The following is a 13,917-nucleotide window of genomic DNA, read 5'->3' as shown; positions in this document are numbered from 1 at the left end:
GAGCCCGCTGCACCGAAAGGTGCACGGCGGGTTCGGGCCGGGGGCCGCTGGAAAAGGGTCTGCACAGCAGAAACCTCGCCAGCGGCCTACCGGTACTCAGACACACCCCGTGCCACGCGATCCGCCTGCTCGTCCAACGGCCGAGTACGGCACTGGTGCGCGTCGGGGTGGTGGACCGGGCGCCCTCGCGACTGCCGGTGTTCAGCCCCGTCGCCGCCGACGACGAGTCCGGCCGTGGCCTGCTCCTGATCGACGAACTCGCGGACCGCTGGGGCTACGACCTGCGAGGCTCCGGTCCGCGCCCCTGGGGCAAAGAGGTCTGGGCCGAGTTTCTCACCGGGGCCGACCGGTGACCGCAGCTCCCTCGGCGCCTTCGCCCCTGTTTGGGCGCCTCCGGCCGCGCCCTGAGCGGCATGCGCCACCGCAGAAAGCTCATCCACCCCTTCGGCCGGGCGCCGCCAAACCAGAAGTGCACCTACAGAAGGAGCACCAGACCATGACCATTCCGCATTCGAAGGCCAACGACGTGGACTGGACCGCGCTGCGGAACTTCGCCATGCTGCGCGGCCAGCTCAGGGTCTCCCTGACTCCGAAATGCAATGAGAAGTGCTGGTTCTGCCACAACGAAGGTGACGTCCCGCCACCCTTCACACACCTGCACCGCGATGTGCTGCCCCGCGACCGCGAGATGACCGCCGAGGACTTCCTGACCGTACTGGCCGCCCTGATGAACGCAGGGCTCAAGCGCGTGTACTTCACCGGCGGTGAGCCTCTCCTGTCGCCCCTGGCCCGGCCGGTCCTCACCCAACTCCCCGAACTCGGACCGGACACGGCCTACACCCTGATCACGAACGGAACACTGGTCCGCACCCATCAGGAATGGCTCTCTACGACCGCCCTTGACAAGGTGAAGGTCTCCCTCCACTACTTCTCGGACGCGTCACTCAAGGCCATCGCGAACACCCGCATCGGTATCGCGACCATCCTCGACGGGATCGAGGCGGCCCGCGAGATGTTCGAGCGAGTGGAACTGAACACGCTCGTGCAGCGGGAGAACGAACACGAACTGCACGACATCCTGAACTTCGCTCTCGACCGTCGCATGCCTGTGCAGTTCATCGAGCTGGTGGACACCGACTTCAACACCAAGCGAAAGGGCTCCGCGATCGGCGCCCAAGGCATCATCGATCATCTGCGTACCCTGACCAGGGACGAAGAGGTCGAGGTCTCCGGCGTCGGGCAGGGACGGCGGATCTTCCGCATCGACGGCATCGAGATCGACGTCATCCATCGCGAACTCGGGCGCCATCACGTTGGCCAGTGCGGAACCTGCCCTGTCAGGTCCAAGTGCGTGGAGGGGTTCTGGTCTCTTCGCGTCGACCACGCCGGCGGGGTCCAACCCTGTCTGTTGCGGGACGACCTCCGCATGGACATCCGGCCCCTGCTGGCTGATCCGAAGCAACTCCCCGTGGCCGTCGCCCGACACGTCTCGGCCTTCACCGAGGGCACCCTGTGACTCCCCTGCGCGACCCGTATACGCCCAAGATCGCGGAACGCCAAGAGCCATTCGTGGTCCTGGAAGGCGTCTCCGGAGTCGGGAAGTCGACGCTTGCCCAAAGGCTGGCCAAGCGGCTCGGCGCCGCAACGATCCATACCCTCACCGATCCGCACACCAGCTGGTCCGACTCGGTCAACCGGGAACTTCGGCCGCTTCCGCAATTTGCCTTCTACCTCTCCGGCCTCCTGCACGTCTCCGACGTCGTACGGCAGGCCCTCAGCGTGGGACCAGTTGTCGCGGACCGCTACGTCGTCTCGGTCCTGGCCTGCCACGCCGCCGTCAACCACGCCGGCCTGGGTCAGGTCCAAGAAATGATCGCCCCGTTCCTGCCGTACCTCGTGGTACCTGACGCCACCTTCTGCCTGGTCAGCTCCGACAGCTCACTGAAAGAGCGGATGGGCACCAAGACGGACGTGAAGCAGGACGACACCGACCTGTTCGACATCCCCGGGCGTCTTGCCAGGCTCCAGCAGAACTTCCAAGCCGTCATCGACGAGGACCCCACAGCAGTCTTGCTCCCCACCGATGGTCGCAGCCCGGACGACCTGGCGGACGCCATCGTCAAGTACCTGGAGGACAGGCGTGCTTAATCCGATCGACAGCGACGCCGTCATCCGTGACGGCCGCATCGCAGGGGCGTTCCCGGGTGAGATCCACGAGGGCGTGGCTTGGTGGGTTGCCGCCTGCTTCGTCGTGATCAGCCAGGCCCGGCAGATGGCCGTGGCCCACGACAAGCACCCCGACACGGCCGAGTTCCATCGGCGGTTCTGCCGAGGGGCTGTCAATGCCGAGCACTGGGGCTGCCAGGTCTCCAGTCTTGGTACGGCCGACGAAGCCCAGCTCCTGCACGCCATGAGGGAACTCGGAGGCGTCCCCGGAGCCCTGCTGACCACGACCGACAGCGACAGCGGCGGCGGCGGCGGCGGCGGCGGACAGATGATCACGATTCGCCTATACGACGCGGACGGCCGACCGGTCACCGAAGACACGGGCATGGCAAGGCTACGAAAGATGATCGCCTCCGACCGGATTCCCATCCCGGTGAACGACCAGGCCAAGGGTCACATCACCGAACGCCGCGACCTGGTGGTGACACTGTGACCGACACGGCCGAGGTCATCCGAAGCCAGACCAGCATCCTCTTCGTCACCCTGGACTCCCTGCGCCACGATGTCGCCCGAGCCGCCTTGCACGCCGGTCAGACGCCGCATCTGGCCAGCGTCCTGCCGGGCGGGGTGTGGGAGGAACGCCGTACTCCCGGTACCTTCACCCTCCCCGCGCACATCGCCTTCTTCTCCGGCTTCCTCCCCAAGCTTCCGCAGCCAGTACAGCCGCCGCGGCTGTGGGAGTGCCGCCCACCCGCGCTCAAGACCGTTGATCCGGGCACGTTCGTCTTCGATGCGCCGAGCGTTCTTGCCGGGCTCGCCCAGCACGGATACCGCACGGTGTGCATCGGCGGCGTGACCTACTTCTCACGGGAGACACCACTCGGGTCGGTGCTGCCCGACATGTTCGACGAGGACCACTGGCGTCCTGAGTTCGGCTCCCCGGAGCCTGACTCCACACGCCATCAGGTAGACCAGGCCCTGACCATCGCCGAGCAGTCCACCGACCGGCCGCTGTTCCTGTTCGTCAACGTCTCCGCCACGCATGTCCCCCACGGCCACTACATCGGCGACAGTACCGACTCCTGGCAATCCCAAGCTGCCGCGCTCGCGTACGCGGACGCACACCTCGGCCGCCTGATCGACGGGCTCACCGGCAAGAAACGGTGGCTGATCATCATGTGCGCCGACCACGGTGACGCATTCGGCGAGGACGGCTACCACGGCCGTGGCATTGCTCACCCGACCGTGCTGAACGTGCCGTTCGCGGCCTGGCTGTCGGAGTAGACGGCTACGCTCCCGTGCCATGACCGACTCACCCCGACGGGACGCTCTGCGCGACGCCTCCGTAATCGTGGCCCGAGACTCGGACGGCACGGTCGCCGTCCTGGCCGCCGAATTCCCGCAGCACGGCGGCGAGTACGTGTTCCTGCCCGGGGGGCGCCGAGAGCCCGGCGAGACACCGGAAGAGTGCGCGCGGCGCGAGCTGCGCGAAGAAGCGGGCGTCACCGCCCAGTCCTGGCGGCCCCTCGGTTCGTACGCCATCACGCTGGACTCCGCCGCCCGCATCCACCTGTTCCTGGCCGAAGACCTCACCTGCGGCCCGCAGCAACTCACGCCCAGCGAAGAGCACTTCAAGCTCGCATGGTGGCCAATGCCTGACGCGATCCAGGCCGCCACCGAAGGACACTTTCTACTTCAGGGGGGCCCACTGGCACTGCTGCTGGCCCAGCAGGTCACAACAGCCTGACAAAAGCGGGACCCTGTTGTCGCAGCAACGTCCTCGACCGGCTCTCCGACAGGCAACTAGACCGCCCCATCTCCAACGACCTGAGGGAAGTAGCCCTCGGGATCGAGTCCGGCAGTGACCGCGTCCTCAGTGCGCCCCAGCACGCCCGTTTGACAGACCTTCGTTGAGGATGGCTACAAAACGGACAGCCTGCTGGCGTACGGCGACGTCGATCTCACTGCGTGTAGCGCGCCAAATCGCCGACGCAATCCCGCCTTGGCCGCTGGCGTCGATCGCCACCCCCGACGAACCAACCCCTCAGGAACCATGAGCGCACAGCCCGCACAGCCCGTCATCGACACCCACGTCATCCTCCGCGACGGCGACAAGATCCTCATGTCACAGCGCGGCGGCCCTTACGGTCGCTACCGGTGGCACATGCCTTCGGGCAAGCTCGACAAGGGCGAGCCCTTGAGCTTCGGCGCAGCTCGGGAGCTGTACGAGGAGACAGACGTCACCGTCGACCCCGCCCACCTTCGCCTCGTGCACGTCGTGCACCACCAGCAGAACGAAGAGGTCGAGCGGATCGGATTCTTCTTCGAGGCCACCGAGTGGGAGGGAACGCCCCGCAACCAGGAGCCCGAGAAGTGCCTCGCGCTCTCGTGGTTCAGCGTGCATGATCTGCCCGACGACATCATCGAGTACCCCGAAGCCGGCCTGCTCGGCTATCTGAACGGCACCGAACGCCTCAACGAGCATGGCTGGCAGTAGCTCACGTCGCCGTTGGCGGCCTGGCCGTCAGCGTGGGCGCCCACGCTGACGGCCATGACCGACTCACCCCGACGGGACGCTCTGCGCGGCGCCTCCGTAATCGTGGCCCGGGACGCGAACGGCACGGTCGCCGTCACCGCCCAACCTCGTCAGCTCCCCCCAGCCCTCTCTTCCATCAACGCCTCCAGCACCCCCGGAAGCCCCCGTCCGAACCCCACCGGAAAGGCGTGCCCCAGCCCGCCAACCGTCTCCAGCGTGACGTCCGCCCCCGCATCCGCGAGCACCGCGTAGGCGTCGTACACCTCCGGGGTGACGTCCTCGTCCCGCTCCCCCACCAGGATCCGGCCGCGCACCTCGCCCCGCCCAGCCCTCACCCGCCGTTCCCCGTCGAGGTGTTCCGGTGTGAGCGCCGGGGCCAGCGCCAGGAATCCGGACGGGCGTATCGCCGCGCCGGACAGGGCCCACAGCACGGCCACGCGGCCACCCGCCGAGAAGCCCGCCGCCAGGAGCGGGAGGGCGCCGTCGGCCTCGTTCAATTCCGCAAGCGCGGTGGTGATGTCCCGGATGGCGACGTCCGTGTCCGGCCAGCTGCGGTAGAGCGGGGTGGACCGCTGGGAGGAGTCCACGGCGACGAGGACGAATCCGGCGTCCACGGCCGCCGCCCACTGTTCTGCGGCCAGCGCCGCGTCCTGGTCGGCGCCGTGCAAGGCGACCAGGACGCCTCGGGGGGTGCCCTTCGGGCGTCGTACGACCGGAGGAAGCGGAACTCCGGTCGCCGTCGCGTGGCGGGCCGTGGACTCGCCTAGCAACGGGGCGAATCCCTCGAGGTCGCGTACGGCGGTCAGGTCGTCGTCTTCCACGAGGATCGTGGGGCTCCACCAGGCGCCGTCGGCGAGTGCGGCGCGCAGCACCGTCAGGGCGTCCTCGGCGCGTCCGGTGAGCGTCAGCAGACAGGCCGTCAGGTGGGCGGTGTCCGCGCGGCGCGTGGGGATCCTGGGAGCCATTTCCTCCACCGCTTCGAGGGCATCGGCCAACCGGCCGTCGGCGTACAGCCGTGACACCGTCTCGTCGAGCGCGCGGTAGAGCGCCTCCTGATCCATATCCGCGGTTGGCGTTTGATCGTCCATCGACATATCGAATCCCAGCGCCCGGAGGGCGAGTTGAGCTGCTCGACCAGTTGAGGGAGATGGGTGGCGCCCGCCGGGCCGGGTCAGTCCAACACCGGCAGCAGTTCCGGCAGATGCCCGTCGGACACCGCCGCCGCCCGCTGTCGTTCCTCCGGGACCTCGCCGTACAGGGTGGTCCGGGGCTTCGCCGGGCGTCCCGCCGCCTCCGCGACCGCGATCAGGTCCTTCACCGACTTGTACGAGCCGTACGACGACCCCGCCATTCGCGAGATCGTCTCCTCCATCAGCGTGCCGCCCAGGTCGTTCGCGCCCGAGCGGAGCATCTCCGCCGCGCCCTCCGTGCCCAACTTCACCCAGCTCGTCTGGATGTTGGGGATGTGGGTGTGCAGGAGAAGGCGGGCCATGGCGATGACCGCCCGGTTGTCGCGCATCGTCGGGCCGGGGCGCGCGATGCCCGCCAGGTACACGGGTGCGTTGGTGTGGATGAAGGGGAGCGTGACGAACTCCGTGAAGCCGCCCGTCTGTTGCTGGATGCGGGCCAGGGTGCGGAAGTGGCCGAGCCAGTGGCGGGGTTGGTCGACGTGGCCGTACATCATCGTGGACGAGGAGCGGATGCCCAGCTCGTGCGCGGTCGTCACGACCTCGATCCAGGTGGCCGTGGGCAGCTTGCCCTTGGTGAGGACCCAGCGGACCTCGTCGTCGAGGATCTCCGCCGCCGTGCCGGGGATCGTGTCGAGGCCCGCTTCCTTCGCGGCTGTCAGCCACTCGCGGATCGACATCCCGGTGCGGGACGCGCCGTTGACCACTTCCATGGGCGAGAAGGCGTGTACGTGCATGCCGGGTACCCGTTCCTTCACCGCCTTCGCGATGTCGAAGTAGGCGGTGCCCGGCAGGTCCGGGTGGATGCCGCCCTGCATACATACCTCAACTGCCCCTAGGTCCCAGGCCTGTTGGGCCCTGTCCGCGACCTGGTCCAGCGAGAGGGTGTAAGCGTCGGCGTCCGTGCGACGTTGCGCGAAGGCGCAGAAACGGCAGCCGGTGTAGCAGACGTTGGTGAAGTTGATGTTCCGGGTGACGATGTAGGTGACGTCGTCGCCGACCGCCGACTTCCGTACGTCGTCGGCCACTTGGCAAAGGGCGTCCAGGGCCGGGCCGTCCGCGTGGAAGAGCGCGAGGGCCTCGGCGTCGGTGAGCTTCGTCGGGTCGTCGGCCGCCGTGCGCAGCGCCTGTCGGACGTCCGTGTCGATGCGCTCCGGCACCATTCCGGGGGCCGCCGCCTCGCGCAGGGCGCCCCAGTCGCCGTACACCTCGTCGAAGTCGTCGCGCCGGTCGGACGTACGGCCCTCGGTGTCGATGGTGGTGTGCAGGTCGGTGCGGCCGGAGGAGACGAACACCTCCTCCGGTTCCTGCCACGGGTGGCCCTCGACGACCGCGTCCTCGCGGGCGAGGCCCGTCTCCGGGTCGGCCAGGGCTCGTACGTGCGGGAGCAGGCGCGGGTCGAGCCACGGCTCGCCTCGCTGTACGAACTCCGGGTAGACGCAGAGGCGTTCGCGCAGTTCGAAGCCGACCTCCGCCGACTTTCCCCTCAACTCCTCGATCTGGGGCCAGGGGCGTTCCGGGTTGACGTGGTCGATGGTGAGCGGGGAGACGCCGCCCCAGTCGTCGATGCCGGCGCCGATCAGCCGCTCGTACTCGGAGTCGACGAGGTTGGGCGGGGCCTGGAGGCAGGCGCTCGGGCCCATGATGTGGCGGGCGACCGCCACCGTCGCGACGAGTTCGTCCAGTTCCGCGTCCGGCATGCCGCGCATCGCGGTGTCCGGCTTGGCGCGGAAGTTCTGGATGATCAACTCCTGGATGGAGTGGTAGGCGCGGGAGACGCGACGCAGGGCGAAGAGGGACTCCGCGCGCTCCTCGTACGTCTCGCCGATTCCGATCAGGAGGCCCGAGGTGAAGGGGACGGACGAGCGGCCCGCGTCCTCCAACACCCTTAGCCGTACGGCGGGTTCCTTGTCCGGGGAGCCGTAGTGCGGGCCGCCCGGCTCGGACCAGAGGCGGGTGGCCGTCGTCTCCAGCATCATGCCCATGGAGGGGGCGACGGGCTTGAGGCGCTGGAAGTCCGTCCAGGACATCACGCCCGGGTTGAGGTGGGGGAGCAGGCCCGTCTCCTCGAGGATGCGGATCGAGATGGCGCGGACGTACGCGATCGTGTCGTCGTAGCCGTGCGCGTCGAGCCACTCGCGCGCCTCGGGCCAGCGGTCCTCGGGCTTGTCGCCGAGGGTGATCAGCGCTTCCTTGCAGCCGAGGGCGGCGCCGCGCCGGGCGATGTCGAGGACCTCGTCCGGGGACATGAACATGCCGTGTCCGGCCCTGCGGAGCTTGCCGGGGACGGTCACGAAGGTGCAGTAGTGGCACTTGTCCCGGCAGAGGCGGGTGAGGGGGATGAAGACGCTTTTCGAGTAGGTGATGACGCCGGGGCGGCCCGCCGCGTCCAGGCCCGCGTCCCGTACGCGGGCCGCCGACGCGGTGAGGTCGTCGAGGGCCTCGCCGCGGGCCTGGAGCAGCACCGCCGCCTCGCCGACGTCGAGGGCGACGCCGTCACGGGCGCGTTTGAGTGCGCGACGCATGGAGTTCTCGGTCGGGCCAGCGGCGCCGGGGCGCTCGGTGGGGCCGGTTCCGGAATCCTCGGGAGTCGTCATCCGTCGAGCATACGATCGATGTGATCAGGACCCGCAAGGACCGCCCTGTCCGTTCCGGTGCCGGACATCACAGGGCAGCCCCGGCGGCGGCCAGGGGTACACGGCTAGAGGTACGCGGCGTACTCGTCCAACAGGCCCAGCACCTCGGCCTCGCCGGCCGGCGGCAACTGCAGCACGGCCTCCTCGATGCCCAGCTCGGCGTAGTGCGCGAGCTTGCCCGGGGTGGGCCGGACGGCGTACGGGACGACCTGGAGGGCGGCCGGGTCGCGGCCCGCGTCCGTCCACACCGACCGCAGCAGGGGCAGCGACTCGGACAGGCCGCGTCCGCCGATCGGCAGCCAGCCGTCGGCGTATTCGCTGATGTGGGCGAACAGTTTCGGCCCGGCCGCACCGCCGATGAGGGTGCGGGGACCGTTCACCGGCCCGCGCGCCTTCTGGACCGGTTTGGGGTACGCCGTACTCGCCCGCACGCTCCCGAACTCGCCCTCGTACGCGGTCGGTTCGTCCGCCCACAGGGCGCGCATCAGGGCCATCCGGTCCCGGGTCAGCTCGCGCCGCGTACGCCACTCGACACCGTGGTCGGCGGCCTCCTCGACGTTCCAGCCGTAGCCGACGCCGAGGGTGAGGCGCCCGCCGGAGAGGTGGTCGAGGGTCGCGATCTGCTTGGCGAGGTCGATCGGGTCGTGCTGGGCGACGAGCGTGATGCCCGTGCCGAGGACGAGCCGCTCGGTGACGGCGGCGGCCTGGCCGAGCGACACGAAGGGGTCGAGCGTGCGGCCGTACTCGGGCGGCAGGTCGCCGCCCGCCGGGTACGGGCTGGTCCGCTCGACCGGGATGTGCGTGTGCTCGGGCAGGTACAGCCCGGCGAACCCGCGTTGTTCCAGCTCACGGGCGAGCCGGGTCGGGGTGATCGTCTCGTCGGTGAGGAAGATCGTGACGGCTAGGCGCATGGACATATCTCTACCGGGCAGCGCCCCGTCTGTCCATACCGACCGGTATGTATCGGCTCGGGGCGCGGGTTCGCGGCCGGTGCCCGCTGCCCGCTCGAAAGATGGCGATTCCCTTGTCTTGTACGGGAGTTCACTCCCGAGTACGAGGGTGGACGGGGCACCACTGCATCACCCACGTCACCCCCCGACACCCTGGGAGCAGCAGCATGTGCGAAGACGACCACGGCACCGGTCTCGGCAGGCGCGCCCTCTTCGTGACGGGAGCCGCCGCCGCGCTTACGTTGGGAAGCGTGACCTTCTCCCACGGCACCCCGGCCGAGGCGGCCCCCGGCACCGAGACGAAGACGGTACGGGGCACGCTGCCCACCGGCTCCCCCGACTTCGTCTACCTGCCCGTCGACATACCGGACGGCGTACGGGAGCTGAGGGTCGCGTACAGCTACGACCGCCCTGCCGTCCCGGCCGGCACCGCGGGCAACGCGCTCGACATCGGTGTCTTCGACCAGCGCGGCACCGACCTGGGCGGCAAGGGCTTCAGGGGCTGGTCGGGCGGGGCGCGCACGGAGTTCTTCATCCGCGCGGACGACGCGACGCCCGGCTACATCCCGGGCCGCGTGAAGGCGGGGACCTGGCACATCGCGCTGGGCCCCTACACGGTCTCCCCGCAGGGCCTCTCGTACGAGATCACCATCACGCTGACCTACGGCGAGCCCGGCGAGGTCGTGCCGCCCGTCTATCCGCCCGAGCGGGCGAAGGGCAGAGGGCGCGCCTGGTACCGGGGCGACTGCCATCTGCACACCTGGTACTCGGACGGCAAGCGCACCCCGGCCGAGATCGCGACCCTCGCGCGCGCCGCCGGCCTGGACTTCATCAACTCCTCCGACCACAACACCCCGTCGTCACACGCCCATTGGGCCGACCAGGCGGGCGACGACCTCCTGATCATGGTGGGCGAGGAGGTGACGACCCGCAACGGTCACGTGCTCGCGCTCGGCACCGATCCGGGGACCTTCGTCGACTGGCGCTACCGGGCCCGTGACAACCGCTTCGGCAAGTTCGCGCGCCAGATCCGCCGCGCCGGCGGCCTGGTGGTCCCGGCCCACCCGCACGCCACCTGCGTCGGCTGCAACTGGAAGTTCGGCTTCGCCGAGGCGGACGCGGTGGAGGTGTGGAACGGCACCTACTCGCCCGAGGACGAGGTGGCGCTCGCGGACTGGGACGGCATGCTGGTGGCGTCCGTGCGGGACCGGAGGGGAGAGAAGGGGGAGAAGGGGGAGAAGGGTGGTGCGGGCGACGAGGGCCGTGGGTGGATTCCGGCCATGGGCAACAGCGACGCCCACCGTGACCCCGACCCGGTAGGCGTCCCGCAGACGGTGGTCCTGGCCGAGGACCTGACCCGGGAGGCGATCCAGGACGGCCTGAGGGCGGGACGTTCCTACGTCGCCGAGTCCAAGTGGGTCTCCCTCTCCTTCACGGCGTCCGGTCCGAAGGGCGAACACGCGGACATCGGGGGCCGGTTGAAGGTCGCCGAGGACGCCCCGGTGACCGTCCGCCTGGAGGTCACCGGCGCCCCGCGCTGCACGGTCCGCTTCGTGACGGACCAGGGCGTGCTGTTCACGAGCGGCGTCCTGCCGGTCGCGGGCGCGGGGACGGTGGAGTGGCGTACGACGGCCCAGTACGCGGCGTACGTCCGGGCGGAGGTCCGCCACGAGGCCGTACTCGCGCCGATGCCCGGGGCGTTGGCCGCGTTCACCAACCCGATCTTCCTGGGCCGGTAGGCCGCTCCGGAGGGAGAGTGCGCGTGCGGTTCCCGACCGCGCCTCCCGGCTCAGGCGGACGCCAGATCCGCCACCACCGCGGCATGGTCGGAGGGCCAGATGCCCTCCACGGACCCGTGCCCCGCCCGTTCCACCTTCCTCACGTGCCCGAGCCCGCCCCGCCCCGGCGGCCCGACAAAGACGTAGTCGATCCGCGCGCTGGGACCGAACCCGGCGGCTACATAAGGGTTTTGGGCGTCCCACGTCGCCGACGGAGCCGCCGGATCGGCCGACTCCCAGGCGTCCAGGAAGACTTGGCCGGGAACAGGTGGTGCCGTCTTGTAACCGCCGAGCAGCCGGATCTCGTCGGAGTCGGGCCAGGCGTTGAAGTCGCCGGTGATGACAGGCGGGAAGGCGGTGCCGTCACGGCGTTTCGCCACGAACTCCGCGATGGCGGTGACCTGTTGGCAGCGGACGGCCGACGCGTGGGACGCGGAGGTGAGGTGGGCGGTGAAGAAGGGCACGGGGTGGCCGGGGGCGGCGAGCCGGGCGTACAGGGCGGGGCGTCCGTCGTCCAGCTCGTCCGGGGCCGGCAGCCGTATCGCCTCGCTCTCGACGACGGGCCAGCGGCTCAGCACCGCGTTGCCTATGTCGACCTTCTCGCCCCCGATACGGCGCTGCCAGCGCTCTGGGGTCTCGGAGGGAGCCCAGGTCCAGTGCAGCCCGAGTTCGTCGGCGAGCCAGCCGGCGAGGTTCTCCCCGCCGCACTCCCAGACCTCCTGGAGCCCGACCACGTCCGGCCGCAGGTCCCGCAGCACGGAGAGGATCGCCTTCTGCCGCGCCTCCCAGGGACCGAACCGCCACCACAGGTTCCAGGTCACCACGCGCATACCCGCCACCACCGCTCACCTGTTCGTTCAGCCGGAGTTCCTCTGGGACACCATTGAAGAACACACCCGGCAGCGGCACGCACGCAGGAGGCTCGAGACCGACATGTCCCGTTTCGCAGAGATGAGATTCAGGGCGGCCACCGCCGTCCAGCGCCGGATCGGCAACCCCGTCATGCGCCGCCTCCCCTTCCAGACCCTCCTGGAGACCACCGGCCGCACCTCGGGCCTGCCCCGTGTCACCCCGGTGGGCGGCCGACGCGTCGGCGACACGTTCTGGCTGGTCTCGGAGTTCGGCGAGAAGTCGCAGTACGTACGGAACATCAAGGCGGACCCGCGGGTGCGCGTGCGGGTCCACGGACGCTGGCATCCGGGCACGGCCCACCTCCTGCCGGACGACGATCCGGTGGCGCGGCTGCGGACGCTGCCGCGCGTGAACAGCACGGGCGTACGGGCGATGGGGACGAATCTGCTCACGGTGCGGGTGGATCTGGCATAGGCCCGGTGAACGAACTGAGCGCCGCCCCGGTGCACAGCGGTACCGGGGCGGCGCCGGCCCTGCGGCGGGGGAGGCCGTTGGTCTCCTCCCCCGCCGTGGGGGTGGGGTCAGCAGCGCTTGCTGGAGTAACCGCCCACCGGCGCCGGGTCACCGGCGGCCCGTACGGTGCCCGACGCGGCCGTGCACTCGTTCACGGTGGTGGTGCCGCTGGACCAGAACTCCTGGCCGTCGGTGTTGGTCCAGGAATGCTTGCCGAGGACCTCGTCCCGCGAGTAGCTGTAGACGGCGGAGGTCACGTCGTAGTCCCCGACGGCGTCGCGGAAGCTGTCCCAGACCCAGACGTAGCCGTAGTTCTTGCCGCAGGACGGCGAGTAGAACTGCTTGACGGAGGCCACGTTCGCGCCGGCCCGCTTGACGTACCCGGTGGTACCGATCTGGTAGGCGTCCGCACACACCCCGGCCGCGCGGGCCCGCAGGCTCGCCGGGTTGCCGGCGGCGGTCGGCGCGGTGGAGGTGGCCGCCGTGGCGGTGCGGGTGGTGGGTGCGGGCGCCGGGCCGGTCCCGGCGGTGGCGACTGCGGCCGGGACAAGAGCGAAAGCGAAGGCAAGCGCCGCGGTGGCGGTCTTGAGGTGACGCATGTGGTGTTTCCCCCTGCTCGTCGTGGTTGAGCCGCGCGTCATGACGGGTGTCACGACACGCGCTGAGACGTGCTCCGAAGCGGGGGGACACCCAGGAAAGGCACGCGTGGTCGGCGCAGGCCCCCGTCACACAAAGCGGCAACTTCCGGATGGCCCGGAACACTTCGGATGCAATGTGAGACCCGTTGGGCGTGCAAAGGGTTGTACGGCGGTACGGCAGTACGTCGACACTCGCTCTGCCCCGCGTCGCCCCGGCCGGGTATGTTCCGGCGGTGAGCCGGTACGAGTGGTCGGTCGCGGGCGGCATGCCTGGATGGCGCGACCTGGTGGTGTCCGTGCTGCCGGCTTGCGCACAACCGGCGTCGGGGCCGGGCGGCGGCAGCGGCACGCTGGTGGCGGTGAGCACCGGACTGGCCTGCGGGGCGCTGGTCGTGCGCCGGGTCACGCCCGTGCTCGCGCTGGCCGGGACACTGGCGGCCGTGCTGCTCGGCGCGGGCGCCGGTGCGGGTGCGGCTGCGGTGGGCGCGCCGGTCGCCGTACTGATCGCGCTGCACGCGCTGGCCGTGAACCGCACTGCCGGGTTCGCGCTCGCGGGATCGGCCACGGCCACGCTGGTGGCCGCCGGTACCGCCGCCGTCCTCGGTGAGCCGATACCGTCGGTTCGCCCGTCAAGTACACAGCGGTGAAGGGGAGTTCACAA

At 69.9% G+C, this 13,917-nt stretch carries 15 protein-coding genes; 10 read left to right on the top strand and 5 right to left on the bottom strand.

The features are described 5' to 3' along the window. The 7 genes from ADL01_RS37880 to ADL01_RS37850 form a co-directional block, all read left to right on the top strand. On the top strand, nt 1–353 hold a 353-nt coding region (locus tag ADL01_RS37880; RefSeq protein ID WP_234354943.1), incomplete at its 5' end, for an ATP-binding protein. Between the two features lie 143 nt (nt 354–496). Next, nucleotides 497–1,516, top strand: coding sequence for a radical SAM protein (locus ADL01_RS37875; RefSeq protein WP_053746608.1), 1,020 nt, complete (start codon nt 497–499; stop codon nt 1,514–1,516). After that, nucleotides 1,513–2,148 carry a dTMP kinase gene (locus ADL01_RS37870; protein ID WP_234354942.1) on the top strand — a complete coding sequence of 212 codons (636 nt, stop codon included), beginning with the start codon at nt 1,513–1,515 and terminating at the stop codon, nt 2,146–2,148. The genes ADL01_RS37875 and ADL01_RS37870 overlap by 4 nt, the downstream gene beginning before the upstream one ends. Beyond that, nucleotides 2,141–2,659, top strand: a complete 519-nt coding sequence (locus ADL01_RS37865) for a hypothetical protein (RefSeq protein ID WP_053746606.1) — start codon at nt 2,141–2,143, stop codon at nt 2,657–2,659. Before ADL01_RS37870 ends, ADL01_RS37865 begins: the two co-directional genes overlap by 8 nt. Then, a complete protein-coding gene (locus ADL01_RS37860; protein WP_053746605.1) occupies nt 2,656–3,450 on the top strand; it encodes an STM4013/SEN3800 family hydrolase in 795 nt (264 codons plus the stop codon). Before ADL01_RS37865 ends, ADL01_RS37860 begins: the two co-directional genes overlap by 4 nt. 19 nt (nt 3,451–3,469) lie before the next feature. Further along, entirely contained in the window at nt 3,470–3,913 is a 444-nt protein-coding gene (locus tag ADL01_RS37855) for an NUDIX hydrolase (protein ID WP_053746604.1), read from the top strand. A gap of 306 nt (nt 3,914–4,219) precedes the next feature. Further along, the gene (locus ADL01_RS37850; protein WP_053746603.1) at nt 4,220–4,663 is read left to right on the top strand and encodes an NUDIX hydrolase; all 444 of its coding nucleotides are present in this window, start codon (nt 4,220–4,222) and stop codon (nt 4,661–4,663) included. 149 nt (nt 4,664–4,812) lie between these two features. Here the strand turns inward: ADL01_RS37850 and ADL01_RS37845 are convergent, their stop codons facing one another. From ADL01_RS37845 to ADL01_RS37835, 3 genes are all read right to left on the bottom strand, one after another. Next, complete coding sequence (locus ADL01_RS37845; RefSeq protein ID WP_159049740.1) at nt 4,813–5,763, bottom strand: alpha/beta hydrolase; 951 nt, start codon at nt 5,761–5,763, stop codon at nt 4,813–4,815. 110 nt (nt 5,764–5,873) lie between these two features. After that, entirely contained in the window at nt 5,874–8,486 is a 2,613-nt protein-coding gene (locus ADL01_RS37840) for a bifunctional FO biosynthesis protein CofGH (protein WP_053746601.1), read from the bottom strand. Between the two features lie 104 nt (nt 8,487–8,590). Beyond that, a complete protein-coding gene (locus ADL01_RS37835) occupies nt 8,591–9,436 on the bottom strand; it encodes an LLM class F420-dependent oxidoreductase (protein WP_053746616.1) in 846 nt (281 codons plus the stop codon). Between the two features lie 206 nt (nt 9,437–9,642). Between ADL01_RS37835 and ADL01_RS37830 the strand changes: the two genes are divergently transcribed. Next, nucleotides 9,643–11,214, top strand: a complete 1,572-nt coding sequence (locus ADL01_RS37830) for a CehA/McbA family metallohydrolase (protein WP_053746600.1) — start codon at nt 9,643–9,645, stop codon at nt 11,212–11,214. 50 nt (nt 11,215–11,264) lie between these two features. Here ADL01_RS37830 and ADL01_RS37825 read toward each other — a convergent pair whose 3' ends face one another. Beyond that, on the bottom strand, nt 11,265–12,083 hold the full coding sequence (locus ADL01_RS37825) for an endonuclease/exonuclease/phosphatase family protein (RefSeq protein WP_199835072.1): 819 nt from the start codon (nt 12,081–12,083) through the stop codon (nt 11,265–11,267). Nucleotides 12,084–12,186: 103 nt separating this feature from the next. Here ADL01_RS37825 and ADL01_RS37820 point away from each other — a divergent pair, with 103 nt between their 5' ends. Further along, nucleotides 12,187–12,579: a nitroreductase family deazaflavin-dependent oxidoreductase gene (locus tag ADL01_RS37820; RefSeq protein WP_053746599.1), complete on the top strand. Its 393-nt coding sequence runs from the start codon at nt 12,187–12,189 to the stop codon at nt 12,577–12,579. A gap of 107 nt (nt 12,580–12,686) precedes the next feature. Here ADL01_RS37820 and ADL01_RS37815 read toward each other — a convergent pair whose 3' ends face one another. Continuing rightward, nucleotides 12,687–13,217: a hypothetical protein gene (locus ADL01_RS37815; RefSeq protein WP_053746598.1), complete on the bottom strand. Its 531-nt coding sequence runs from the start codon at nt 13,215–13,217 to the stop codon at nt 12,687–12,689. A 272-nt stretch (nt 13,218–13,489) separates the two neighbouring features. Here ADL01_RS37815 and ADL01_RS37810 point away from each other — a divergent pair, with 272 nt between their 5' ends. Continuing rightward, nucleotides 13,490–13,903 carry a hypothetical protein gene (locus ADL01_RS37810; RefSeq protein ID WP_053746597.1) on the top strand — a complete coding sequence of 138 codons (414 nt, stop codon included), beginning with the start codon at nt 13,490–13,492 and terminating at the stop codon, nt 13,901–13,903. Nucleotides 13,904–13,917: the final 14 nt, after the last annotated feature.

Origin of the sequence: Streptomyces sp. NRRL WC-3618 (assembly GCF_001280005.1) — a bacterium.
Classification (GTDB): domain Bacteria; phylum Actinomycetota; class Actinomycetes; order Streptomycetales; family Streptomycetaceae; genus Streptomyces.
This window is presented reverse-complemented; position numbering and strand designations above follow the sequence as displayed.